Annotated in this window: 22 protein-coding genes and 1 other RNA gene; 8 read left to right on the forward strand and 15 right to left on the reverse strand. The window is 46.0% G+C overall.

Going from position 1 to position 24,623, the window contains the following annotated elements:
- Nucleotides 1–14: 14 nt before the first annotated feature.
- The 8 genes from rpsA to gyrA all read right to left on the reverse strand — a co-directional run bounded on the left by rpsA (nucleotide 15) and on the right by gyrA (nucleotide 10,854).
- Nucleotides 15–1,688, reverse strand: a complete 1,674-nt coding sequence (rpsA, locus tag ICN41_RS02250) for a 30S ribosomal protein S1 (RefSeq protein WP_068324328.1) — start codon at nucleotides 1,686–1,688, stop codon at nucleotides 15–17.
- A 143-nt stretch (nucleotides 1,689–1,831) separates the two neighbouring features.
- Nucleotides 1,832–2,494: a (d)CMP kinase gene (gene cmk, locus ICN41_RS02255; RefSeq protein WP_216291167.1), complete on the reverse strand. Its 663-nt coding sequence runs from the start codon at nucleotides 2,492–2,494 to the stop codon at nucleotides 1,832–1,834.
- 43 nt (nucleotides 2,495–2,537) lie between these two features.
- A complete protein-coding gene (gene aroA, locus ICN41_RS02260; RefSeq protein ID WP_216291391.1) occupies nucleotides 2,538–3,857 on the reverse strand; it encodes a 3-phosphoshikimate 1-carboxyvinyltransferase in 1,320 nt (439 codons plus the stop codon).
- Between the two features lie 8 nt (nucleotides 3,858–3,865).
- Nucleotides 3,866–4,747: a prephenate dehydrogenase/arogenate dehydrogenase family protein gene (locus ICN41_RS02265; protein WP_216291168.1), complete on the reverse strand. Its 882-nt coding sequence runs from the start codon at nucleotides 4,745–4,747 to the stop codon at nucleotides 3,866–3,868.
- 31 nt (nucleotides 4,748–4,778) lie between these two features.
- Nucleotides 4,779–5,903, reverse strand: a complete 1,125-nt coding sequence (gene hisC / locus ICN41_RS02270; protein WP_216291169.1) for a histidinol-phosphate transaminase — start codon at nucleotides 5,901–5,903, stop codon at nucleotides 4,779–4,781.
- Nucleotides 5,904–5,935: 32 nt separating this feature from the next.
- Entirely contained in the window at nucleotides 5,936–7,015 is a 1,080-nt protein-coding gene (gene pheA / locus ICN41_RS02275) for a prephenate dehydratase (RefSeq protein ID WP_216291170.1), read from the reverse strand.
- Nucleotides 7,015–8,112 (reverse strand): 3-phosphoserine/phosphohydroxythreonine transaminase, encoded by a 1,098-nt coding sequence (serC, locus tag ICN41_RS02280; protein ID WP_216291171.1) that lies wholly within the window; start codon nucleotides 8,110–8,112, stop codon nucleotides 7,015–7,017. Before serC ends, pheA begins: the two co-directional genes overlap by 1 nt.
- 27 nt (nucleotides 8,113–8,139) lie before the next feature.
- Entirely contained in the window at nucleotides 8,140–10,854 is a 2,715-nt protein-coding gene (gene gyrA / locus ICN41_RS02285; protein WP_216291172.1) for a DNA gyrase subunit A, read from the reverse strand.
- A 161-nt stretch (nucleotides 10,855–11,015) separates the two neighbouring features.
- Between gyrA and ompA the strand changes: the two genes are divergently transcribed.
- From ompA to ssrA, 4 genes are all read left to right on the forward strand, one after another.
- The gene (ompA, locus tag ICN41_RS02290) at nucleotides 11,016–11,609 is read left to right on the forward strand and encodes an outer membrane protein OmpA (RefSeq protein WP_216291173.1); all 594 of its coding nucleotides are present in this window, start codon (nucleotides 11,016–11,018) and stop codon (nucleotides 11,607–11,609) included.
- 97 nt (nucleotides 11,610–11,706) lie between these two features.
- Nucleotides 11,707–12,396, forward strand: coding sequence for a bifunctional 2-polyprenyl-6-hydroxyphenol methylase/3-demethylubiquinol 3-O-methyltransferase UbiG (gene ubiG, locus ICN41_RS02295; RefSeq protein WP_216291174.1), 690 nt, complete (start codon nucleotides 11,707–11,709; stop codon nucleotides 12,394–12,396).
- Nucleotides 12,393–13,076 carry an HAD family hydrolase gene (locus ICN41_RS02300; protein ID WP_216291175.1) on the forward strand — a complete coding sequence of 228 codons (684 nt, stop codon included), beginning with the start codon at nucleotides 12,393–12,395 and terminating at the stop codon, nucleotides 13,074–13,076. The genes ubiG and ICN41_RS02300 overlap by 4 nt, the downstream gene beginning before the upstream one ends.
- Before the next feature lie 72 nt (nucleotides 13,077–13,148).
- Nucleotides 13,149–13,507: a transfer-messenger RNA gene (gene ssrA, locus ICN41_RS02305) on the forward strand.
- 72 nt (nucleotides 13,508–13,579) lie between these two features.
- Here the strand turns inward: ssrA and ICN41_RS02310 are convergent.
- The 7 genes from ICN41_RS02310 to ICN41_RS02340 form a co-directional block, all read right to left on the reverse strand.
- Nucleotides 13,580–15,658 (reverse strand): TonB-dependent receptor domain-containing protein, encoded by a 2,079-nt coding sequence (locus tag ICN41_RS02310; protein WP_216291176.1) that lies wholly within the window; start codon nucleotides 15,656–15,658, stop codon nucleotides 13,580–13,582.
- Between the two features lie 84 nt (nucleotides 15,659–15,742).
- Nucleotides 15,743–15,922, reverse strand: a complete 180-nt coding sequence (gene hemP, locus ICN41_RS02315; RefSeq protein WP_255537846.1) for a hemin uptake protein HemP — start codon at nucleotides 15,920–15,922, stop codon at nucleotides 15,743–15,745.
- A 3-nt stretch (nucleotides 15,923–15,925) separates the two neighbouring features.
- Nucleotides 15,926–16,363, reverse strand: coding sequence for an energy transducer TonB (locus tag ICN41_RS02320; RefSeq protein WP_216291177.1), 438 nt, complete (start codon nucleotides 16,361–16,363; stop codon nucleotides 15,926–15,928).
- Between the two features lie 283 nt (nucleotides 16,364–16,646).
- Entirely contained in the window at nucleotides 16,647–17,819 is a 1,173-nt protein-coding gene (locus ICN41_RS02325; RefSeq protein WP_216291178.1) for a 50S ribosomal protein L11 methyltransferase, read from the reverse strand.
- Nucleotides 17,820–18,674 carry a pirin family protein gene (locus tag ICN41_RS02330; RefSeq protein WP_216291179.1) on the reverse strand — a complete coding sequence of 285 codons (855 nt, stop codon included), beginning with the start codon at nucleotides 18,672–18,674 and terminating at the stop codon, nucleotides 17,820–17,822.
- Between the two features lie 3 nt (nucleotides 18,675–18,677).
- Nucleotides 18,678–19,229 (reverse strand): carboxymuconolactone decarboxylase family protein, encoded by a 552-nt coding sequence (locus ICN41_RS02335; RefSeq protein ID WP_216291180.1) that lies wholly within the window; start codon nucleotides 19,227–19,229, stop codon nucleotides 18,678–18,680.
- A gap of 9 nt (nucleotides 19,230–19,238) precedes the next feature.
- Nucleotides 19,239–20,240, reverse strand: coding sequence for a tripartite tricarboxylate transporter substrate binding protein (locus ICN41_RS02340; RefSeq protein ID WP_216291181.1), 1,002 nt, complete (start codon nucleotides 20,238–20,240; stop codon nucleotides 19,239–19,241).
- 72 nt (nucleotides 20,241–20,312) lie between these two features.
- On the opposite strand from ICN41_RS02340, the gene ICN41_RS02345 reads away from it, so the two are divergent.
- The 4 genes from ICN41_RS02345 to ICN41_RS02360 all read left to right on the forward strand — a co-directional run bounded on the left by ICN41_RS02345 (nucleotide 20,313) and on the right by ICN41_RS02360 (nucleotide 24,615).
- Nucleotides 20,313–21,083, forward strand: coding sequence for a sulfurtransferase (locus ICN41_RS02345; RefSeq protein ID WP_216291182.1), 771 nt, complete (start codon nucleotides 20,313–20,315; stop codon nucleotides 21,081–21,083).
- A 131-nt stretch (nucleotides 21,084–21,214) separates the two neighbouring features.
- On the forward strand, nucleotides 21,215–22,225 hold the full coding sequence (locus ICN41_RS02350) for a tripartite tricarboxylate transporter substrate binding protein (protein WP_216291183.1): 1,011 nt from the start codon (nucleotides 21,215–21,217) through the stop codon (nucleotides 22,223–22,225).
- 23 nt (nucleotides 22,226–22,248) lie between these two features.
- Nucleotides 22,249–23,622 carry an MmgE/PrpD family protein gene (locus ICN41_RS02355; RefSeq protein WP_216291184.1) on the forward strand — a complete coding sequence of 458 codons (1,374 nt, stop codon included), beginning with the start codon at nucleotides 22,249–22,251 and terminating at the stop codon, nucleotides 23,620–23,622.
- A gap of 18 nt (nucleotides 23,623–23,640) precedes the next feature.
- Nucleotides 23,641–24,615 carry a D-2-hydroxyacid dehydrogenase family protein gene (locus ICN41_RS02360; protein ID WP_216862261.1) on the forward strand — a complete coding sequence of 325 codons (975 nt, stop codon included), beginning with the start codon at nucleotides 23,641–23,643 and terminating at the stop codon, nucleotides 24,613–24,615.
- Nucleotides 24,616–24,623 lie beyond the last annotated feature (8 nt).

Genomic DNA, 24,623 nt, shown 5'->3' on the forward strand with positions numbered 1-24,623 from the left:
GCGGCGATATTGATTTAGCCTTGATTGTCCAATTTTGCTTTTAACAAAGCGCCCAAATTGGTAGTGCCAGATTGCGCATCACCTTGGAGCTTGCTCATTGCATCTTGTTGATCAGAGCTGTCTTTTGCTTTGATTGAAAGATTGATAACGCGCGACTTACGATCAATATTAATGATCATGGCAGTAACGCTATCGCCTTCTTTCAATACATTACGTGCATCTTCAACGCGATCTGTTGAGATCTCAGAAGCACGTAAGTAAGCTTCCACTTCATCAGCCAAGTGAATTGTTGCACCCTTAGCATCAACCGCTTTCACAGTACCAGTTACAAGGCTGCCCTTGTCGCTGACAGATGTGTAGTTGTTGAATGGGTCGCCAGACAATTGCTTGATACCGAGAGAGATACGCTCTTTCTCAACATCAATTGCCAATACAGTGGCTTCAACTTCATCACCTTTTTTGTATTTCTTAACAGCTTCTTCTCCTGGCTCATTCCATGAAAGGTCTGAGAGGTGAACTAAACCGTCGATGCCGCCAGGCAAACCAATGAACACACCAAAGTCAGTAATAGACTTGATTGCACCAGTCAGCTTGTCGCCTTTTTGCTGTGCACGTGAGAACTCTTCCCATGGATTTGCTTTGCACTGTTTGATGCCCAAGCTAATACGACGCTTATCTTCATCAATATCCAGAACCATGACTTCAACTTCGGTTCCTAATGCAGTGGCTTTGCTTGGAGCAACGTTCTTGTTGGTCCAATCCATTTCAGATACGTGCACCAAGCCTTCGATACCAGACTCGATCTCAACAAACGCGCCGTAATCAGTGAGGTTAGTTACCTTACCGAATAAACGGGTGTTTGGTGGGTAACGACGTGCGATACCAACCCATGGATCATCACCCAATTGCTTCACACCAAGTGAAACACGGTTCTTCTCTTGATCGAACTTCAAAATCTTAGCGGTAACTTCTTGACCTACAGTCAACATCTCGCTTGGGTGACGCACACGACGCCATGCCAAGTCAGTGATGTGCAAGAGGCCATCGATACCACCGAGGTCAACGAACGCGCCGTAATCAGTAATGTTCTTAACCAGGCCAGTAACTACTGCGCCTTCTTTGAGGTTAGACATCAACTTAGCACGCTCTTCACCTTGGCTAGCTTCAACCACAGCGCGACGTGACAACACGACGTTATTACGCTTACGGTCAAGTTTGATAACCTTGAACTCCATCGTCTTACCTTCGTAAGGGCTGGTGTCTTTGATTGGACGTGTATCAACGAGTGATCCAGGCAAGAATGCGCGGATACCGTTAACCATCACAGTCAAGCCGCCTTTAACCTTACCAGTAACAGTACCGGTAACGATCTCAGCTTGCTCAAGTGCTTTTTCCAAATTCATCCATGATGCCAAGCGCTTCGCTTTATCACGGGAGAGGATGGTGTCGCCATAGCCGTTTTCGAGGGCATCGATAGCAACGGAAACGAAATCGCCAGGAGCTACTTCAATCTCGCCAGCGTCGTTATGGAATTCTTCAACAGGAATAAACGCTTCAGACTTCAAGCCAGCGTTAACAACGACGAAGTTATGGTCGATGCGAAGAACTTCAGCCGAAATAACTTGGCCGGTCTTCATATTCGATCGGGTTAATGATTCTTCAAATAATTCTGCAAATGATTCAGACATGTGTATTCACTTTGTGCCGCCAGAAGGCCTGACGGGTTAGGTTAAAAAAGCCTTTAAGAAACACGCTAATGAAATGATCGCGTTGTAGAGTTTCTCAAGACGCCAAAACTACTTCTTACAGCTAACAACTACTACTTACAAAACTAAGCAATCGCAGACTGATACCAATCCAAAACTGTCTTAACTGCTTGATCTATCGACAAATCTGATGTTTCAAGCACTTTTGCACCTTCTGCAATCACTAAAGGGGCGGTACCTCGATTACTATCTCTGGCATCCCGCGCCTGTAAATCTTGCAGCAAGTCCTCAAGTTTAGCAGAAATTCCCTTAGCTATCAATTGCTTATAGCGACGCTCAGCTCTGGCAGCCGCAGTTGCAGTCAAGAAAACCTTCAAAATCGCATCCGGAAAGATGATGCTGGCCATATCCCTGCCATCAGCCACTAAACCGGGAAATTGACGAAAACTGCGCTGTAAATCGACTAAAGCTAACCTCACTTCGGGATGAACAGCCACTGCAGAGGCCCTCAAACCAATGCTTTCTGTACGAATTGCCTCAGTCACATCAGCCCCATTCAAGAAAATTTGACTATTTTTGAATGAAATCATTAACTTAGGAACTAAAATGCCTAATTCAGAGGCATTTTGAGTATCAATCCCCTCTTGTTCACTAGCCAGCGCTACCAAGCGGTAGAGTGCCCCGCTATCTAAATAATGAAATCCGAGCTTTTGAGCCACCAAGGAAGCGACTGTTCCCTTACCTGAGGCAGTAGGCCCATCAATGGCGATGACTGGTGGAAGACTCATAAAAAATGGTGTGACTGACTGAACAAGTGGATGAGCGAATGAATTAATTCACCACTTTCGCAAATTCAGCGAAGTAGGTAGGAAAGGTTTTGGCCACACAATTGGGATCATTAATTTTTAAGGCACCCGGACCAAAGGCAGCGAGTGAGAAACACATCGCCATACGATGGTCGTCATAAGTATCAATCCCTTCACTTGGTGACTGCCAATGACTTGATGATGCAGGCGCATTCACGACGATGTAATCAACACCCTCTTCAACAATGGCACCCACCTTTCTTAACTCTTTCGCCATTGCAGCAATACGATCTGTTTCTTTGACGCGCCAACTTGCGATGTTATTCAGTCGAGTTGGGCCTTCAGCAAACAAAGCAGCAACTGCAAGCGTCATAGCCGCATCTGGTATCTCCGTGCAGTCAATCGTAATGCCATTCAACTTACCATTGGCATTCTTAACCCCCGTTACTTCTATCCAATCTTCACCCGCAGAAATATTGGCACCCATCAAAGCAAGCGCGTCTGCAAAAGCAACGTCCCCTTGAATGCTGTCATTACCAACGCCTAGAACGCGCACAGGGCCACCACCAATAGCGCCCAAAGCTAAAAAGTATGAGGCTGAGGAAGCGTCACCTTCAACCGATAGTTGTCCAGGGCTTCCATAAACTGCATTCGATGTTTTGGCAGGAATCACAAATGATTGCGCATCAGGACAAGCAACATTCACCCCGAAGCGAGCCATCAACTTCAAAGTGATATCAATATAGGGGCGTGAAATCAACTCGCCCACCACTTCAATCCGAACTGGATCTTGAGCAACCAATGGGAGCGCCATTAAGAGCGCAGTTAAAAATTGGCTCGATACATCGCCACGCACTTTCACGACATCTTTAATATGAATATCTGCAGCAGAAATCTGAATGGGCGGATACCCTTCCTGCAATTCGTAATCGATCTTCGCGCCTACTTGGCGCAAGCCATCCACTAAATCTCGGATTGGTCTCTCATGCATGCGTGCAACACCGGATAAACGATAGTTACCGCCCTGCATTGCCAGAGCTGCAGTGAGTGGACGAATCGCTGTGCCTGCATTGCCCATAAAGAGATCAGCTTGGCGCACTGGAAATTGCCCGCCACATCCCTCTACCACGCAAACATGATTTGCTTGATCAGTGACTGATAAACCCAGTTGACGCAATGCATTACGCATCACCTGCGTGTCATCTGCATCCAATAAATTTCTGAGCGTAGTGGTGCCGGTTGATAAGGCGGCCAATAACAACGCACGATTAGAAATACTCTTGGATCCTGGCAAGACTATCGAGCCCTGCGCTCGTTTAAATGGACCAATCTGAATATCCGGCAAACCACTCATCAAAGCACATCCAAATCTTGGCGCGCTTTGCTTGCCTTGTTAAATAATTTCTCCAAGCCAGCGCCATCATTATCAGCAATGAGTTTGCGCATGTGACTCACGATGAGCAAGTATTGGTCTAATTCTTTCAAAATAGCTGTGCGATTACCCAGGCAAATATCACGCCACATCTCTGGACTAGAAGCGGCAATGCGCGTGAAATCCTTAAACCCTGCGCCAATATGTCCAAGCTTTTGATCTGCATCTTCAGAATTCACCACACTCGCCATCAAGGCATAGGATAGTAAATGGGGTAAATGAGATACCGCCGCATAAATGGCATCATGCTGCACGCTGCCAATCCTCTTCACAATAGCGCCAGCAGATTCCCAAAAACCAGCAATCAATGCAGTGTCTTGAGGAGAATTTTCTTGTAATGGACAAATAATCGTTTGCTTACCCTGAAATAAATCTGCTTGGGCCGCAGCAGCGCCATGCTGAGCGCCACCCGCAATCGGATGCGCCGGCACAAACTGACAGGCTTTTTTTCCTAATACTTCTTTGGCCGCCAAAATCACATCGCCCTTAGTGCTGCCTGCATCCGTTATGAGGGTTTTGGCTTCCAAATACGGCTCAATAGTTTCAAACGCTGCGCGCATTTGCGCTACAGGTACACACAACACAATGACATCAGATTTTTTAGCGGCCTCTACAAGATCCACTTCACCATCAATCGCGCCCATCTTGAGTGCTTGATCTAAGTTCGCTTGACTACGCCCCACGCCCAATACTGTTTTCACAACCCCAGCTTGTTTTAGAGCAAGTCCAAGTGAAGCGCCGATCAAACCAACGCCCACAATAGTCACTGTTCCGTAATTACTTTCTGGGTTAATAATGGTCATAGAGATATCGGTCTTGTGTAATCTTGTTTAATTACTGTTGCGCCAAGATATCTTTTAGGGCATCTAAAAAGGCAGCATTCTCTTCGGGTAAGCCAATAGAAATTCGGAGCCATTGTGGCAACCCATAATTTCCAACTGGGCGAACAATAATGCCGCGCTTGAGCAAGGCTAAATTAATACGTCCGCCAGCTTGGTCATCATCACCCACCTTGACTAGAACAAAATTACCCGCTGATGGAAGATATTGAAGTCCAAGTTGATCAAATGCTTCAGTCAATTGCGCGTAACCAGCCCGATTAAGCTCATAGCCCTTTTGTAAAAAGGCAGTATCCTGAAAGGCGGCAATAGCAGCGGCCTGAGCCAAACTATTCACATTAAATGGCTGGCGAATGCGATTAAGCAAATCCGTTAAGGCAGGTTGAGCAACACCATATCCAATTCGCAATCCTGCTAAGCCATACGCCTTAGAAAAACTGCGAGACAAAATCATATTGGGGAAGCGCTTTACCCAAGCGATGGCATCATAACGCTGCTCAGGCGCGAGGTATTCGTTGTAAGCCTCATCCAAGACCACCACAACATTACTGGGCACTGCCAATAAGAAGTCTTCAATCTCTTTAGCTGGAAGATAACTGCCAGTCGGATTATTAGGATTCGCAACAAATACGAGTTTGGCTTTACTACCTGATGACTGAATTGCAGCCAACATCGCTGGCAAATCATGACCATAACTTGTAGTTGGGGCCACCTCAATAGACTTTGCTCCTACCGCTTGAGTTGCTAATGGATAGACCGCAAATGCATGGCGAGAAAAGATCACTTCATCATCCGCTTGAGCAACAGCGCGAGCCGCCAACTCTAGGATGTCATTGCTGCCATTACCTAAGGTAATCCAATCAGCAGGAACGCCTAGGCGCTCTGATAAGACTTTTTTTAATTCAAAACCGTTTGAGTCAGGATAGCGGCCCAAATCAGCAGCTGCTTTCAGCATGGCATCTTGAGCAGATTGAGGCATGCCTAATGGATTTTCATTGGATGCCAATTTCACAATCTTGTTTTCATCCAAGCCGTAGTCACGTGCGACTTCGCTAATAGGACGACCGCCTACATAAGGCGCAATTGCATGAATGTGTTTTAAACCAATTTTTGAAGTCATTCTGGCGACAGTAAATTAAGCTTCTTTAACTCTTAAGCAGAGTGGGAATATGAACCAAGATTTTTATAGAAAGCAGCGATCTCTTTTAACTCTTCCAATGCCTTGACCACTTTTGCATCGGCTGCATGACCCGCGATATCAATATAAAAATGATATTCCCAAGTTCCCTTGCGAGCAGGCCGAGACTCAAAGCGATTCATTGATACGTCGTGCTTAGCTAAGGGAGCAAGTAAGCGATGCACTGCACCGGGCTGATTCTCAACCGACAGCACTAAAGAAGTTTGGTCTTTACCAGTTGGCTGACACTCATAAGTACCAATCACTACAAAGCGAGTGCGATTATGCGCATCGTCTTGAACCTGGGCAGCAACAACTTGTAAGCCATAAGCAATTTGAGCAGGATCTCCAGCAATGGCAGCTAAAGTAGGATCACCCGCTGCCAAACGTGCTGCCTCTGCATTACTGCTAACAGCTTGACGCTTTAATTGAGGCGCATGCTGACTTAACCATTGCTGACATTGCGCCAAGGCTTGTGCATGCGCACATACTGTAGTCACTCCATCTAAGTTGCCACTCTTAGAGAGTAAATGATGATGAATTGGCAGTACCACTTCGCCGCTGATATGCATTGGAGAATCCAAGAGCAGATCTAGGGTACGAGAGATCGCACCCTCACTCGAGTTTTCAACTGGCACCACCCCAAATTGTGCCGAGCCCTTTTCCACCGCCTTGAAAACTTCATCAAGGCTACTGCAAGGCAAGCCTGCGATGGAATGGCCAAAATAGTTTTGAGCAGCTTGCTCAGAGAACGTTCCTACAGGGCCCAGGTATGCAATCGTTTGACGCGCTTCAAGAGCACGGCAAGCAGACATCACTTCGCGCCAGATAGCTGCAATTCCATCGGGCAATAAGGGCCCTTGATTAATTTCTTGCAGCTTGGCAACGACTTGACGTTCGCGCTCAGGGCGAAAGACTGGTGAGGAGAAGCCCCCTTTAATATGGCCAACTTCTTGCGCAGCTTTAGCACGTTGGCTCAGCAACTCTAAAATCTGCGCATCTAGTGCATCGATTTTTTCACGGAGGGGTGCGAGACGCTGTTCTTCAGTACTCATTAAGCCCGCCTTTCAAAGTCGCGCATAAATTCAACCAAGGCTTTAACACCTTCTAAAGGCATTGCGTTGTAAATGCTGGCGCGCATACCACCAGCCGCTTTATGTCCACGCAAGGCAACTAAACCAGCAGCGTTCGTCTCTTCTAAGAATTTCGCATTTAAGGATTCATCCTTGAGAAAGAAAGTCACATTCATACGAGAGCGATATTCTTTTGTGACGCGATTCTCATAGAGACTGCTTTGATCTAAAAAGTCATAGAGTAAATTAGACTTCTCTTGATTACGCTTTTCAATCGCTTTCACGCCGCCCTGTTTCAGTAGCCACTTAAATCCGAGGCCAGCCATATAGATGGCAAAGGTGGGTGGCGTATTGATCATCGATTGTGTATTTGCCTGAACAGCCCAATCCCAAATTGTTGGGGTGATACCCATACTGTGCCCGATTAAATCTTTTCGGATAATCACAATCGTGACCCCTGATGGGCCCACATTCTTTTGTGCGCCAGCAAACCAGACGGCACATTGATTCACATCCATTTCCTTGGAAAGAATGTTGCTAGCGATATCGGCAACTAAAGGAATATTCCCTACATCGGGTACATCCGGGAATTCAACGCCACCGATGGTTTCATTCGCGCAGTAATGAACATATGCAGCATCATCAGATAACTGCCAACTAGACCTCGCAGGAATCGTATTAAATTTTTCTGCAGCTGAGGATGCGGCTAAATTTGCAGAGCCGTATTTCTGTGCCTCTTTAAAAGATTTTTCAGACCAAACACCGGTCACGATGAAATCTGCCTTAGGGCCATTCTTAGCCAGAGGCATTAAATTCATTGGAATAGCGGCATTTTGACCAAGGCCACCTCCCTGCAACAACAAGATTTCGTAGTTGTCAGGAATGTTCATCAATGTACGCAAGTCTTTTAAAGTCTCTTCGTAGACTGCCATGAATTCTTTGCTGCGATGGCTAATTTCCATCACGCTGGTACCAAGTCCACGCCAATTGAGCATCTCATCAGCGGCCTGCTTCAGCACCTCTTCAGGCAGAGTGGCAGGCCCCGCAGCGAAATTGAAAATGCGGCGGTCAAAAGTCATGATGGTTACTAGTCTTGTGGTGATGCCTTAAGCATCACCTGCCACATCGGAGTTGGAATCTGTTGCTGGGTCAGCAGAAACATCACCTTCTTCTGCATCATCAACATCACCCTCGTCATCAGAGTCGCTCTCCGCAATTCGCTGGAGACCAGACAAGCGAGTACCTTCATCCACGTTAATCAAAGTAACCCCTTGAGTTGCACGACCCATCTCACGAATTTCAGAGACGCGTGTACGCACTAAGACACCACCAGTGGTGATCAACATAATTTGATCTTCAGGTGATACCAATGCAGCGGCAACCACCTTACCGTTACGCTCTGAAGTCTGGATCGCAATCATGCCTTTCGTACCACGGCCATGACGAGTGTATTCCGCGATAGGCGTCCGCTTACCGTAACCATTCTCTGTAGCAGTTAATACGCTACTTGGAATAGCAATACCGCTCGTATCAACTACAGCAGCCTCAGCACCTTCTGCAGCCTCTGCCGGGGCGACCAACATGGCAATCACTTGATGCCCTTCACCCAAGTTCATACCACGCACACCGCGTGCTGTACGTCCCATTGGGCGAACATCGTTTTCATCAAAGCGCACTGCTTTACCTGCATCAGAGAACAACATCACATCATGCTGGCCATCAGTAATTGCAGCGCCAACCAAGAAGTCGCCTTCGTTTAGATCAACTGCAATGATTCCAGCCTTACGTGGATTAGAGAAATCAGACAAACGTGTCTTCTTCACTGTTCCTAAGCTAGTGGCCATAAAGACGTATTGATCATCCTGATATCCCTTGATTGGGAGAATCACCGTAATCTTTTCGCCTTCAATTAATGGGAACATATTGACGATTGGCTTACCGCGGGATGTGCGACTACCTTGTGGCACTTCCCATACTTTGAGCCAATACATACGACCACGATCAGAGAAGCACAAAATAGCGTCATGCGTATTCGCTACAAACAAAGTATCAATCCAATCTTCATCCTTTGTAGCAGCAGCTTGCTTACCGCGACCACCACGTTTTTGTGCACGATACTCACTCAGTGGCTGGCTCTTCATATAGCCAGTGTGAGAAAGAGTCACAACCATGTCTTGCGGTGTAATCAAATCTTCAGTGAAGAGTTCGGTTGCATTCATTTCAATGAATGAACGACGACCTGTGTCTCCACCAGCAATACCAAACTCTGATTGAACTTCTTTCAATTCAGATTCGATTACAGAAGTGACACGCTCAGGCTTAGCCAATAAATCTAACAAGTCTGAAATTTCAGCCATGACTTCTTTGTACTCGTTCACGATCTTATCTTGCTCAAGACCAGTCAAGCGTTGCAAACGCATCTGCAAAATTTCTTGCGCTTGGCTATCCGATAAACGATACAAGCCAGTAGTTTGCATACCGTACTCAGGTAACAAACCTTCAGGACGATAAGCATTGCGACCGCCAGGGGTATCAGTCTCAGCCCGGGCCAACATCTCACGCACCATGGATGAATCCCATGCCTTGCCCATCAACTCATGCTTAGCAACCACTGGGTTTGCCGCCGCCTTGATGATCGCAATGAACTCATCGATATTCGCTAGAGCAACTGCTAAACCTTCTAAGACGTGACCACGATCACGCGCTTTGCGCAATTCAAAAATCGTACGACGGGTAACTACTTCACGACGATGTTGCAAGAAGTATTCCAACATTTGCTTCAAGTTCAACAAGCGTGGCTGGTTATCAACCAAGGCCACCATGTTCATACCGAAGTTATCTTGTAGCTGAGTGCTCTTATACAAATTGTTGAGAACGACTTCAGGCACTTCACCACGCTTGAGTTCAATCACAACGCGCATACCTGACTTGTCTGACTCATCACGCAAATCAGAAATGCCTTCAACTTTTTTCTCGTTTACTAACTCAGCAATACGCTCGAGCAAATTCTTTTTGTTTACTTGATATGGCAATTCATCAACGATGATGGCTTGACGAGCGCCTTTATCAATATCTTCAAAGTGAGTCTTCGCACGCATGACCACTCGGCCACGACCAGTGCGATAACCTTCGCGCACACCTTGAACGCCATAAATAATTCCGGCGGTTGGGAAATCCGGCGCTGGAATGATCTCAATCAGCTCATCAATCGTGCATTCTGGGTTATGAAGTACATGTAAACAGGCTGTAACCACCTCATCCAGGTTGTGGGGAGGAATATTGGTCGCCATACCCACAGCGATGCCTGAACTGCCGTTTATGAGCAAATTAGGCACTTTTGCAGGAAGAATCAGGGGTTCTTTCTCGCTACCGTCGTAATTTGGCCCAAAATCGACCGTTTCCTTGTCCAAATCGGCCAAAAGCTCATGGGCAATCTTCCGAAGGCGGATCTCGGTATAGCGCATCGCAGCAGCGTTATCGCCGTCAACGGAGCCAAAGTTACCCTGTCCGTCAACCAGCATATAGCGCAGAGAGAAATCCTGGGCCATTCGAACGATGGTGTCATACACCGCAGAATCACCGTGCGGATGGTATTTACCGATTACGTCGCCAACTATACGGGCAGATTTTTTGTAAGCTCGGTTCCAATCGTTGTTTAATTCATACATCGCGAATAAGACCCGGCGGTGAACCGGTTTGAGGCCATCGCGCACGTCTGGCAGGGCTCTGCCGACGATGACGCTCATTGCGTAGTCCAAATAGGACCGCCGCATTTCGTCTTCGAGGGATATTGGTAGTGTTTCTTTAGCGGCTTGTTCCATCTAGAAATAATATCATTTTGATGACAGGAGCCCCCTATGCTAAGATTCTGTCAGTTTGTACGAAATTGAGATGTGTCGCTTTGCGGTCTTTTGCTTCAAAGTAGGGCGAATTACATTTAAGTTTGACTTTAATTTTAAAAAAGAGATTTTGAGGACTAAAAATGAACAAAACCCTAAAACTGGTGCTTGCTGGCGTAATTACTGTTGCTGCTACTGCTACTTCTGCTCAAAACGTTGATAACTGGGTAAACAATACTGGTATCAACTGGAAAAACGGCGATGGCACATTGTGCTGGCGTGATAACAACTGGACACCTGCAACTGCATCTAAGGGTTGTGACGGTGCTTTGGTAGCTAAACCTGCTCCTGCTAAAAAACCTGCTTCCGGCGTTACTCAAAGCAAGATCACTTTGCAAGCTGACACACTTTATGACTTCGACAAATCAACATTGAAGCCAGAAGGTAAAGCTACTTTGGACAAGATCGCTAGAGACTTGAGCAAAATCAAGTTGGAAGTCATCATTGCTGTTGGTAACACTGATAGCGTTGGTACAGATGCTTACAACATGGCCCTCGGTCAGCGTCGTGCGCAATCCGTTAAAGCTTACTTGGTAAGCAAAGGTGTTGACGGTAGCCGTATCTACACAGAATCAAAAGGCAAGAGCAATCCAGTTGCAAGCAATGCAACTGCTGAAGGCCGCGCTAAGAACCGCCGTACCGATATCGAAGTTGTTGGTACAGCAGCTGCTAAGTAATTCGTTTTACTTGTAAAAAAGCCCGCTTCTAGCGGGCTTTTTTATTTCCGCTATATTCATAAACTTCTTCAATAGCCTTTCGCTTAAGCAACCCAATATGAACGTCGATCAATCCGAAATCGCCAAATTTAGCGCCCTAGCCCATCGCTGGTGGGATCCCAATAGCGAATTCAAACCTTTACATGCAATCAATCCATTAAGACTGGCTTGGATCAAAACCTTTGTGAGCCTAAATGGCAAGAAAGTCGTAGATATTGGTTGCGGTGGTGGAATTCTGGCCGAATCACTTGCCCAATCTGGTGCAGAGACTACTGGCATTGATTTATCCGAGAAGGCCCTCAAAGTTGCTGAATTGCATGCCCTAGAGGTAGGTGCCAATCTGACTTATCGTGCTATCTCCGCTGAAGATTTGGCGCAAGAGCAGGCTGGTCAATATGACGTTGTCACCTGCATGGAGATGCTAGAGCACGTTCCAAATCCAGCATCCGTGGTTCAAGCCTGTGCAGACCTCTGCAAACCCGGTGGCACCCTATTTTTTAGCACCCTTAACCGCAATCCCAAATCCTACTTATTTGCCATTATTGGAGCAGAATATCTTCTGCGACTCCTTCCTAAAGGCACCCATGAGTACGCCAAATTTATTAAACCATCAGAGTTAGTTCACTTTACGCGCGCTGCCGGACTAGAAATGCTGGGAATGAAAGGATTGAGTTACAACCCCCTCACTCAGGTTTACAGCCTAAATGACGATGTTGATGTCAACTACATGATTGCTGTTCGTAAATGAGCACCAAAAATTCAAGCCCATACCATGGGGTTTTCTTCGACCTGGATGGCACTCTGGCTGATACAGCTCCTGATTTAGTAGCAGCCACCAATCAATTGCTGATCGATCGCAATCTGGCTCCAAAGCCTTATGAATTTTTGCGCCCCCATGCATCTGCTGGCGCACGCGGACTTTTAGAAGGCGCCTTTGGCATTACTCCAGATCATGCTGATTTCATTGATTTACGAGATGAGTTTTATCTGAACTACGAAAAAGCCCTTCTGGTTGACAGTAAATTATTTGATGGAATGGATGATTTGCTGGAGCAAATGGAAGCGGCCAATATTCCTTGGGGCATCGTGACTAATAAAAGCGAGCGCTTTACGAACCCGCTAGTAAAACTGATGGGGCTTCACCACAGATCCGCCTCAACTGTTTCTGGAGATACAACACCGCACGCCAAACCGCATCCAGAACCCATTCTGCATGCAGCCAGAATTGCCAATATTGATCCTACAAAATCAATTTATGTAGGTGATGACATTCGTGATGTACTGGCTGGTAAAGCTGCGGGCATGCTGACAGTTGCTGCTGCATATGGCTACTGTGGTTGCAAAGAAGCTCCTGAAACTTGGGGTGCAGATCACCTCATTCATCATCCACTTGAGTTATTGGAAATCATCTTCCCCAATAGGGGATAACAACACCTCCAAAAGATATTGGGCAATTTAAAGCTAGCGGCTTTAAAATAGCTCCTCCAATGCATGAACTCCGGGGTCGACATGGTTTCGACGTGGATTACAAAGCATCAAGGGCATACCGAGGACCCGTTATCTCGTAAATCAATGGGAATGTAATAACTGCTAACGACGAACGTTACGCACTAGCCGCTTAATTGCGGTTGCCCCTGAACTGATTCTCTCTTGGGTCAGGTAGCGCAAGCTACATCAGGGTCATATACAAGAGATAAGACTATTTCGTGTCACGAGGAATAGTACGAAAACTTAGTGAATCGTCAGCGAGGAACATGTCAATCTGTGACTAACTGATTAAATTAAATGATATGACTAAGTATGTAGAACTTGTTGTGGAGGATTTGCGGACGCGGGTTCGATTCCCGCCGACTCCACCATATTGAAGTATGTAACAAGCAAACGCCACCTTCTGAGGTGGCGTTTGACCTTCTAGCAATCAATTACTCAGATTAATTAAATTGATAGCTCATGCCAGCTTGAAAATTCAGCGGTGCTCCAGCAAAAATACCATCCGGACTACGGCTAGAAATATAACGCTTATCAAACACATTATTCACCGCTCCAAACACCTTCCAATCTCTATTAATGGCGTAGTTAGCACTCCAATTCACTGTTGTAAAAGCGGGCACCTCACCCAGCGTTCCAATAGCATTTTGAACCACAGTATTTGCTGAGTCAGCATACTGGTTGGAAACATAATTTAAGCTAAGCAAGGTATTGAAGCCATTCTTTTCATAACTGACACCTAGGTTGGATGTCAGCTTAGGGATATAAGGAATGCGATTGCCATCACGCCCCAAAGAATTTGTACCAACAAACTTTGCAACCGGTATATAAGTAGCATTAACATTCATCGCCCAGCCATAACCTAACTCATAACCCAGCGATGCTTCGGCGCCCTGATGCAAACTTTTACCTCCATTGGCTTTTGAAATTCCCGCAGCCAAACTCTGGTTCACAATTTGATTGCTAAAGTTCATGCTAAAGATGGCGGAATCATAAGAAAAAGCTCCTGACCGCCCTCGTAATCCCAATTCCATGTTGGTAGATCGCTCTGGAGACAATTGCTGATCGACCCCCTTGTCATCAATCGCAGTAGCTAATTGAGCTGGTGCAAAGCCCTTATAAATGCTGCCATAGACTTGCAATTGCGGAATGAGCTGCCAGGTTGCCCCAATTTGCGGAATAGTTTCCACGTTTTTAGCGCTGCCCGCTTTGCCGGTGATGACATTTGAGCGGGTTTGGTTATAGCTTTCAACTCGCACCCCTGGTATTAAAGCAAAGCTCTCAGTTAACAGAAATCGATTCTGTCCATACAAGGCAATCGAATTAGCCTTATTGTTTTCATGAAGCGAGACCCGACCAGAATATGCCAATGTTTTTGAGCTTACTAACTGATTAATTTGAGATTCCGTATGTAGACGCACGCCAAACTCGGCCTCGTTAGCAATTCCCAAGGCCTTATAGGCATGATTTACTCGAGAATCAATACCCAACATTTGAAATTCTCGATTACGGCCGACTAGACAGTCAGAGCCGACATTACAGGCCTTAAAAATCGTAGCGTCTTGGGTTCGCTTCACAATACTTTGGCGCCAATAGTTTCGGGACAACTTACTCCAATACATCAAAGTATTCATTTTGGTGTCTGCATTCACTTCCAGAGAATGATTGATATCTACTGCATTTCTTTGGGTAATAAAACGATCATTAGGCGCTGGATTATCACCAGAACGATTGATATATTGGGTTGGACGCAGACCAACATAAGACGTATTGATGTTGTTATCGTAATGCGTGTACTTAAGGCTTAGCCACTGATTTTGCGCTATCTCAATGCCGCCCTTCATCAAGATGTCGTACATCTTAAAACCGTTTTCTTGATATCCACTAGACTCAGATTGAATCAGGTTAATTCCGCCAATGGCGCCATTTGTGGACGACTTGCCTCCAGCCTCTATCTCTGCCAAGCGATAGCCATAGTCGCCAACCTTACCGGTTAACTTAAAGCCTTGTGCTGGTGTTTTAGTAAGGTAATTAACTACCCCTCCAATATTAGAGGGTCCATACTGAAGACCTGATGCGCCCTTTAATACCTCAATTCCACCAATGCGCTCCACTGGAGGGCTGTAGTAGGAAGCATTAGAAATAAATAGGCTAGGTTGAATTGGTGCACCATCCTCCAGCAATAAGACTTTCGAACTACGACTGGGATTCAAACCTCGTATGCCGATATTGGGAATGGCTCCAAAACCTCCTTCATCCCCTCGAATATTGACACCAGGAACTGTTCTTAAAACATCTTGTAATGATTGAGGCTGCAACTCCTCCATTCTCTTTTGATCAATCACATCGACGGTCCCAGGAATTTTGCTCGAGGCATTTTGCTCTCGACCCACAATATCAATTCTGGGCAATTCAATATCCTGGGCTCTAACCCAGCTTGAAAAAGAACTTCCACATAACAATGCAATTGATGAAAACCAGGCAAGCCTGTTTCGATAACGTAAAACATCTTGATGCTTCATATACCATCTCCAGTGATAACAACAAAAAATCGCTGGCTATATGCATATGAAGATGCTCTTGCTGGCTAGTAAGCTATTTCATATTTACTTTGTCAAAATGAGTTTTCCCAATTTAGTAATACGCAATTGATAGATTTGTCCGTCATGGGTAATAAAGATTTGCTTTCCTTGACCAAGTAAAGCTTCACTTGAAACAGTCTTTGGCAAAATCTCGGTTGAGCGAATGTATTTCAAATCAATATTGACGGCTCTGTCTTCGGTCAAGTACTACCCCTCTAGACTGAAATGAATGGGAGCCTGAAAACACTGCGAAGAGTACTTGAGGCTTGAAGAGTCTGGCAGAAATCTCCATTGCGATAAGGTGGTGAGTGCCGACTGATCTAGACTTTGAAAGCCTGAACTCTTGGAAATGCTGGCCTCATCCACCAAACCACTCTGGTTGACGCATAACTTCACCATCACCAAGCCCTGCTCCCTGAGTTTTCTACTTAACAAGGGGTAATTTGGCTTGGGGTTGTGCAGAACTTGCCTGGGAATAGGGCTAGATGAGCGGCCACTTTCTCGACCACTAGCGCTAACAGAGGGGTGCTCAGGCAGCCTGGGGCTTAGGTTTTCAGTGGGGATAGTTGCGCTTGATTTAGATGTTGATGTGGACTGACTCTGACTGGATGGATGTGCGCCTAGTTTGACTAAATTCACCATCATGGATTCTGAAGCGAGCGATCTTTCCCCCTCAAATGATGGAGGTGAAAATAATAGGAAAACCAAAAAATGGATTGTGACTACGCCTGAAATAATCAATGCATTTCTAGGTGGCAAACTACAGAGCAAATGACTTCCTTAAAAGTTATACGGGTAAAGAGTAGGTAATTTCACTGAAAAAACTTTCAGCAACTACGGACTCTCTACGAATATTTTAAGGATGATGCATTTGATAAACAACCATGATCCCAATGGGGATCAGCTTAGTAGGGCTATTGTTGTGTTACTACTTTAGCGCCAAACGCCAAAGCGAAGTCACTTCTTTAGAGCGTGCCGCATGTAATGCATCTGTTTTATCAAATACTTTTGAGTGATGTGGTTTTGTATCAAGACGATGAATTACCTTTAGACCTGCCTGCTCAATCCAAGCAAGTAACTCATCTCTTGTTCGTAAACCCAAATGCTCCGCCAAGTCAGACAGAACTAACCAGCCCTCACTGTCATCGAGCATATGATTTTTGAGTTGACTCAAAAAGCCTTTTAGCATTTGACTCTCAGGGTCATATACAGCATGCTCAAGAGAAGAGCTTGGTCTAGCTGGTATCCATGGGGGATTACAAACAATCAGTGCTGCTTTACCCGATGGAAACAAATCAGCCCTAAGAACATCTATCTGAGATTGCAAACCTAAACGCTCAATATTTTCTTGTGCGCATATGATCGCTCGCTCATCTAAATCCGTGGCAACTATCTTCTGAATACCTCGCAAAGCCAATACAACCGAAAGTACTCCAGTACCAACACCAATATCAAAGGCGGTTGAATTTTTATGGATAGCAGCAGGTAGCGGAGCCTTTAAAGCTAACTCAATATACTCACCGCGCACAGGAGAGAACACCCCATAGTGCGGATGAATACGAATCTCTTCATCATCCCTAGTGAGTACTTGAACACCTTTTTTGCGCCACTCATGCGCACTAATGACACCAAGTAACTCACGCAGGGAAATGATGTAAGGCTCGGTCTGCTCACCATAGGCTTCAATACAGGCCTGTGTGACATCAGGCGCGCGTCTTAAAGAGATGCTGTGGTCAGGATTGATTGGAATCAATACCATCCCCAAAATACGAGCCCGCTGGGATTGGGCAAGACGGTAGAGGTTGAAGATATCTAATGGGGTTTGATTCTTTGTCTTCTCAAGTCGATCTGCCCGCTTTGCTTTCTTGGGAGGCTTATCCACTCTTCGAACCATAGCCTGCAAAAGCTGTCGGGCATTCTGAAAGTCCCCTTTGTAAAGCATCGCCGTGCCTTCACAAGCTAAGCGATAAGCAATATCAGCAGTCAGCGTATCGTCAACGATCTGAATCTTTTTATGCGGAGCGATGCCATTTTCAGAATGCCACTGAGCACTATGGGTTTGTCCGCTATCTTCCCACCGAAGAGTTTCTACTGGGATCACCTAGGAAACCACAAAACGGTTATTTTGATAATCGTCAATCGCCTGCTCTATCTCAGTGCGGGTGTTCATTACAAATGGGCCATATTGCACAATAGGCTCATGTAAAGGTAAAGCGGCAAGGACAATAAATTGCGCTCCGGCTGCTCCGGCTTTTACGAACAATTGATCACCGTCGCCCAGTACTACAGCCGCTTGCTTGGGAATGGCCTTCATCGGACTGCCAAGCTCTAAATCACCTTCATAGATATATACAAAAGCATTTTGTTCCTTAGGAATGCGATGTTCAAATTGGGTATCAGGGGGTAGATGAACGTCTAAAAATAAAGGTGCGGTAGTGATGCCTTGTATAGGACCTTGAATGGTCTGACCCCTATTTTCAAAACTGCCTGCAATCACCTTCACCGATCCACCATTGAGCAAAGTGACTTGAGGAATATCTTCCACCTGAATATCTTTGTAGCCAGCAGGCTTCATTTTTTCTTTTGCGGGTAAGTTAATCCATAACTGAAAACCACGCATAGCGCCACTGACTTGCTGTGGCATTTCAGAATGGATAATTCCGCGACCAGCGGTCATCCACTGCACTCCCCCAGTCTTGAGATGCCCTTGATTGCCTAGATGGTCTTCATGCAGCATGTGACCTTCCAGCATATAAGTGACGGTCTCAAAACCTCGATGAGGATGTGCAGGAAAGCCTGCTACATAATCATTTGGATCATTAGAAGAAAACTCGTCTAGCATCAAGAATGGATCCAGGCGGACTTGCTGCTGGCCCCCTAGACTTCGGCGCAACTTCACGCCCGCACCATCAGAGGTGGCGACTCCAGGAATAATGGTTTGAATATTACGGATCATATTTTATGCAGGGGGATGATCTTCAGGATTAACATCAAGCGCAATCAGGAAGCGGGAGACCATGTTGTAGGCAGCAACCACAGTGACCAACTCAACCGTATCTGTGCTTCCTAGCTCCTTCTGTAGCCGCTTCATCAGCTCACTATCTACTTTGATATTGCGCGTCATCTGATAAGTTAAATCCACAGCATCATTTTCAACTTGACTAAATAACTGCTTCGGAAACTGTGCTTGACCAATCAATCGAATCGCCTGTACCTGCTCTTCGGTACCGCCAGCCTTTTTGAATGGAGGCGCATGATGAAAGAATTCATATTCGGCGCCATTGAGAACTGCAACTCCACACATCGCAAGCTCACGTAACTTCGGATCCAAGGAAAGGTTATTGCGAATCTCGCCAATGAAATGATTCCAGCCTTCAGCAATCGGGATGCTGTGCAACAACATCCGATCAAGGTTAATAAAATCGCCACCACGTCTTTTGCGTATCGCAGCAACCAATTCTGCTGGTTCCGCCAAATCCATTGGCTGATAAGGAATTAAACGTTCTGACATAAATACTCTCTATTGACCAACTTCTTTAATATTATTTTCAATAACGAACTTACCCCAAATACCAATTTGCTTGCCAATAAAATCTTGCGCAGCTTCAGGTGTACCTCCCACAATTTGAATGCCCTGAGCCTTGAACTTCTCAGCAACAGCCGGAGTTTTCAGCGCCTTGTTTAAGGCCTTGTTCATTGCATCCACTACTGCTGGTGGAGTCTTGCCGGGGGCCAGTACAGCCCACCATGCAGGCGCACTAAATCCAGGGAAGCCGCTTTCAGAAATCGTTGGCACATTAGGCAAAGAAGCAGACCTCTTCGCAGTAGTAATAACCAAAGGAATAACGCCGCCACTGTCGACATGTGGTTTCACTAAAAATTCTGAGCCCACAGCCAACTCCACCTGACCACCTAAAGCATCTTGCATCAAGGGGCCACCACCGCGATATGGGATGTGGTTCCAATCAAAGCCCGCCTGCTTTGCAAGACGAGCCATCGCTAAGTGACCTAAGCTGCCAATACCGATGGAGCCGTAACTAAATTGCTTGCCAGTCTTTGAAAGGTCAACTAATTGCTTAAAACTAGTAATGCCAGATTTTTTACTAGCGACCAATACCATTGGCGATGTTCCAATTAACACCACCGGAGCTATATCCTTAATAGTGTCATACGGGAGTTTATCTTTCAGACTTGGATTAACACCGTGGGTGTCAAACACTACCGCAAAGGTATATCCATCTGGATCAGAACGAGTCATTGCTGCAGTGCCAATAACACCAGAAGCTCCACCAATATTTTCCACAACCACATTTTGCTTAAGCTCAGACTGCAGGGCTGGCGCTAAAACGCGAGCAACCTGGTCCACAGAACCACCCGGGGGAAATACAGCAATCAGGCGAATCGGTTTTTGGGTCGGCCACGTGCCCACCCCAGCGGATTGAGCATTTACAAGGCTATGAGCGCCCAAGCCCAATAGGCCGAATAAAAGGACTTTTTGGGCAATTTTCACTAAATACAGCATGGATTGTCTCCTCCAAATGGAAGCCCCAAGATTACCACCCCCACAGCAGGCTTGCTTGATAATAGGAGGACTATGAAGCCGATTTTGAACATTGCCGCCTACTTATTTGTCAGCCTCGATGACTTATCAGCCCTGCGCTCCAAAATGCTGGATGAATGCAATGCCCGAGAACTCAAAGGCACTATTTTGTTAACAGGCGAAGGAATTAATCTGTTCCTCGCTGGCAAAGAAGATGCCTTGCGCGGATTCTTAGAATGGCTCCGCACTGATTCTCGCTTTGCGCCGCTAGAAGCCAAAGAAAGTTGGTCTGAGCAGCAACCCTTTAAAAAGATGCTGATCAAAATAAAAGCAGAAATCATTCGCATGAATCATCCCGCTATTCGACCAGAAGAGGGTCGCGCGAATTTCATCACACCTAAAAAATTACAAGAATGGCTAGATCGTGGCACCGATGATTTAGGTCGGCCAGTAGTCATGCTAGATACTCGGAATGCTTTTGAGGTTGACTACGGTACTTTTGAGAATGCCTTGCACTTTAATATCCAAAAATTCACTGAATTCCCTAAAGCGATCGCGGCACACAAGGAGCAATTAGCAGACAAAACGGTAGTCAGTTTTTGTACTGGGGGGATACGCTGTGAAAAGTCCGGCCTATACATGCGTGAAATTGGTATGGAACACAGCTACCAACTAGAGGGCGGTATTCTTAAATACTTTGAAGAGGTCGGCTCAGCGCATTATCAGGGCTCTTGTTTTGTTTTTGATCAAAGGGAAGCCCTAGAGCCCACTTTAGACTCAATCCCTTTTGAAGCCTCGAACCGTAAAAATCTCAAAGTAAGCTAAGAGCCCCTATAGCCAGCCTTTGCAGGAGGTTTGAGCTCAAAATGAGGCCTCTTATCGAGAAAATATCTGCCATAAATAGTAAAATATTTCCAAGTAGTAATTTCATTAATAAAAATAAATGGGCCTGAGACATGCTTAAATCACTCAATCGGCAATTGCCGATTTTTTTATCTTCCCTAGCACTGCTGTCACTCACTTTTGCTAGCAGTTTTAATGCACAAGCACAAACTCAAGCGACTGCTACCCCGTACCCAACGAAGCCTATCAAACTGATTGCACCAGTTGCCGCTGGTGGAGGCTTAGACAATATTGCTCGTACCTTGGCAGAGAGATTGTCACGCTTACTCGGCCAACAAGTCGTGGTAGAAAACATTGGTGGTGGTGGTGGCTCAATTGCCTCACAGGCTGTCGCTAAAGCGCCTGCAGATGGCTACACCCTAATGGTTGCCTATGTTGGAACCCATGGTACAAATCCTGCGGTACGTCGACTGCCTTACGATGCCATTAAAGATTACACACCAATTAGTATGATTGGTGCGACACCGAACGTACTGGTGATTAATCCTGATTTGCCAATCAAAAACTTCAAAGAGTTTGTTGATTACGCTAAAAAGAATCCTGCCAAATTAAGCTATGGCTCTGCCGGACCTGGCACACTGACCCATTTAGGTATGGAGCAAATTAAGCTGGCATCTGGCATCTTCATGGTGCATATCCCCTATCGTGGCGTAGGCCCTGCATACACAGACTTGCTTGCCGGTCAGACTCAAGCCATGTTCCCCACTTTGTTTGCAGCACTGCCTTACATCAATACGAATCGCGTGCGTGGCTTAGCAGTGACAGGATCAAAGCGTAGCCCTGCCGCACCTAATATTCCGACATTCAAAGAGCTCGGCTTAAATGGTTTTGATGGTCAACAGTGGTATGGAATTGTTGGTCCAGCCAATCTTCCTCCTGCAATTACTGCCAAGCTCAATACAGAAATAAACAAAGTGCTGGCATTGCCTGATTTTTCAGAAAAGATGACTAGCGAAGCTATGACCCTTATGCCAATGACACCTCAACAGTTTGGAACGTATATCAAAGAAGATATTGCACGTTGGGTTAAGGTTGCTAAAGATCGCAATATCGAAATCGAATAATTAAATTAGAAATAGGAAAAGACATGTCTCACGCCATTGCCGCAGCAGCCGATTTAAACGCCCCACCAGTAACCAATATATTGGCGCAGTTTGTGACATCACATCCTAGCCAAGGCTGGACCCCAGAAGTTGAACATGAGGCACATCGTACTTTTTTAAATTGGCTTGGCTGCGCCATTGGTGCCGCAAATCACGAGAGCGTTGAATCCTCTTTAGCTGCCATTCGCGAATTCCAGCCAGCTCCGCAAGCGAGCATCTTAGGCCGTAAAGACAAAGTTGATATGGGTGGCGCCGCTTTAATTAACGGCATTAGCTCACACACCTTTGACTTTGATGATACCCATCTAAAAACAGTGATCCACCCTGCTGGCCCTGTTGCATCAGCGATTTTGGCCTTAGGTGAGCATACCAACGCCAATGGCCGTCAAATGATCGACTCATTGATTTTGGGTATTGATGTAGCTTGCCGCGTAGGTAATGCTATGTATCCCGATCATTACCATCGTGGTTGGCACATTACTGGCTCTACAGGCATGCTAGGCTCAGCAGCTGCTTGCTCTCGCTTGATGGGTTTAGATTTACAAAAAACAACGATGGCCTTAGGTATCGCAGCATCACAACCCGTTGGGATGCGTGAACAGTTCGGCACCATGACCAAACCTTTTCATCCAGGTGGCGCAGCGCGCGCAGGACAACTTTCTGCACTCTTGGCGAAACATGGTTTTACTGCCAGCCCTAAAGCGCTTGAGGCAGGTCGTGGATATATGCAAACTGTCTCAACCAAATGCGATTGGTCAGAAATTGATCGCGCCCTTGGAAAATCATTTGAGATCTCTTTAAACACTTACAAGCCTTTTGCTTGCGGCATCGTGATCCACCCTGCGATTGATGCCTGCGCTCAGTTACGTGCACAAGGTGTTAAGGCGGAAGATGTGGAGCGCATTGAATTACGTGTTCATCCATTGGTACTAGAGCTAACCGGCAAGAAAACACCTAAAGATGGTCTCGAAGGCAAGTTCAGCGTCTACCATGGCTGTGCAGTTGGTCTTATTTTTGGCCAAGCTGGTGAAGGCGAATACGCTGACGATATCGTCAATCGCGCTGACGTAGTAGCTCTCCGCGCTAAAGTGAATGCGACTACCGACACCTCCATCAGCGAAGCATCTGTGGACGTCAAGGCCTTCCTAAAAGATGGCAAAGAAGTACACGTCTTCGTGAAAAATGCGATTGGCTCTGTTGAAAATCCAATGAGCGACGCTAACTTAGAACAAAAATTTACTAGTCTTGCTGAACCTATTATTGGTAAAGAAAAAACGAAGCAGTTAATTTCTGCTCTCTGGAAATTAGGACAGGCATCTGATCTGAAGCAAATCCTTCAGCTGTGCACTCCAGACTAGTTTTCAGAGTACGGAATCATGACTCAGCCAAATATCGTCATCCTCGGAGATTACGAACGCGCCCTAAAACGCTTCTCTAACTGGGAAAAATTAGAGAAGCTTGCCAATCTGACAATTCATCATGAGCCCTTACGTGATGAAGCTTTGTATGAGGCTGTTAAAGATGCAGATGCTATCGCGATAGTTCGCGACCGCTCTCCCTTTAATGAGGCCATGATTGCGCGCCTACCTAGATTAAAGTTTTTGATGTTTACTGGTGAACGCAACGGCACTCTTGATTCCAATGCTTTGCTTTCACGAAATATCCCGATTGCAGTAACGCCTGGAGGCCCCTCTAAAGAAACCACTGCTGAATTAACGTGGGCTTTAATACTGGGTGCCTCAAAGCGTTTGGTTGAGCAAAACAAGCTGATTTCTTCTGGCGGTTGGCGTGATGAACTTTCAGTTCTGCCCATGCTAGCAGGTGAACGCCTTGGCATCATGGGCTTAGGCTCCATTGGAAGTCGTGTTGCCAAAGTGGGTGCAGCATTTGGGATGGAAGTGGTCACGTGGAGCCCGCGCATGACTCCCGAAAGAGCTGCCGCAGGAAATGCTAAGGCAGTCAGTCTTGAAGAACTACTGAGCACCTCAAAAATAGTCACTATGCACTTAGTTGCTGGTCCTGGCACCAAAGGCTTAATCTCCGCAGATCAACTGGCCTTAATGCGCCCCGACTCAATTCTGGTGAACACTTCTCGTGCCGCCCTAATTAACATGACTGACCTGCAAAAGGCATTGGCTGCGGGAAGACCTAGACAAGCTGCTGTGGATGTATTTGATTTGGAGCCCTTACCTGCTGAAGATCCACTGCGCAATACTCCCAATCTTTTAGTCACACCGCATCTGGGTTTTATTGCAGAGCCTATTTTTGAAGTCTTCTCCCAGGGCATTACCCAAACCTTAGAAGCCTGGCTGGAAAATAAACCCGTGCCGCATCCTTTTAAGCCTCAATAAAAAAGCAC

It is taken from the genome of Polynucleobacter sp. 15G-AUS-farblos (assembly GCF_018882445.1).
Lineage (GTDB): Bacteria > Pseudomonadota > Gammaproteobacteria > Burkholderiales > Burkholderiaceae > Polynucleobacter.

Bases quoted from the DNA above. Each gene is read 5' to 3' on its own strand.
- rpsA (WP_068324328.1), bottom strand. From the start codon at position 1,688: ATGTCTGAATCATTTGCAGAATTATTTGAAGAATCATTAACCCGATCG.
- cmk (WP_216291167.1), bottom strand. From the start codon at position 2,494: ATGAGTCTTCCACCAGTCATCGCCATTGATGGGCCTACTGCCTCAGGT.
- ICN41_RS02265 (WP_216291168.1), bottom strand. From the start codon at position 4,747: ATGACCATTATTAACCCAGAAAGTAATTACGGAACAGTGACTATTGTG.
- hisC (WP_216291169.1), bottom strand. From the start codon at position 5,903: ATGACTTCAAAAATTGGTTTAAAACACATTCATGCAATTGCGCCTTAT.
- pheA (WP_216291170.1), bottom strand. From the start codon at position 7,015: ATGAGTACTGAAGAACAGCGTCTCGCACCCCTCCGTGAAAAAATCGAT.
- serC (WP_216291171.1), bottom strand. From the start codon at position 8,112: ATGACTTTTGACCGCCGCATTTTCAATTTCGCTGCGGGGCCTGCCACT.
- gyrA (WP_216291172.1), bottom strand. From the start codon at position 10,854: ATGGAACAAGCCGCTAAAGAAACACTACCAATATCCCTCGAAGACGAA.
- ompA (WP_216291173.1), top strand. From the start codon at position 11,016: ATGAACAAAACCCTAAAACTGGTGCTTGCTGGCGTAATTACTGTTGCT.
- ubiG (WP_216291174.1), top strand. From the start codon at position 11,707: ATGAACGTCGATCAATCCGAAATCGCCAAATTTAGCGCCCTAGCCCAT.
- ICN41_RS02300 (WP_216291175.1), top strand. From the start codon at position 12,393: ATGAGCACCAAAAATTCAAGCCCATACCATGGGGTTTTCTTCGACCTG.
- ICN41_RS02310 (WP_216291176.1), bottom strand. From the start codon at position 15,658: ATGAAGCATCAAGATGTTTTACGTTATCGAAACAGGCTTGCCTGGTTT.
- ICN41_RS02320 (WP_216291177.1), bottom strand. From the start codon at position 16,363: ATGATGGTGAATTTAGTCAAACTAGGCGCACATCCATCCAGTCAGAGT.
- ICN41_RS02330 (WP_216291179.1), bottom strand. From the start codon at position 18,674: ATGATCCGTAATATTCAAACCATTATTCCTGGAGTCGCCACCTCTGAT.
- ICN41_RS02335 (WP_216291180.1), bottom strand. From the start codon at position 19,229: ATGTCAGAACGTTTAATTCCTTATCAGCCAATGGATTTGGCGGAACCA.
- ICN41_RS02340 (WP_216291181.1), bottom strand. From the start codon at position 20,240: ATGCTGTATTTAGTGAAAATTGCCCAAAAAGTCCTTTTATTCGGCCTA.
- ICN41_RS02345 (WP_216291182.1), top strand. From the start codon at position 20,313: ATGAAGCCGATTTTGAACATTGCCGCCTACTTATTTGTCAGCCTCGAT.
- ICN41_RS02350 (WP_216291183.1), top strand. From the start codon at position 21,215: ATGCTTAAATCACTCAATCGGCAATTGCCGATTTTTTTATCTTCCCTA.
- ICN41_RS02355 (WP_216291184.1), top strand. From the start codon at position 22,249: ATGTCTCACGCCATTGCCGCAGCAGCCGATTTAAACGCCCCACCAGTA.
- ICN41_RS02360 (WP_216862261.1), top strand. From the start codon at position 23,641: ATGACTCAGCCAAATATCGTCATCCTCGGAGATTACGAACGCGCCCTA.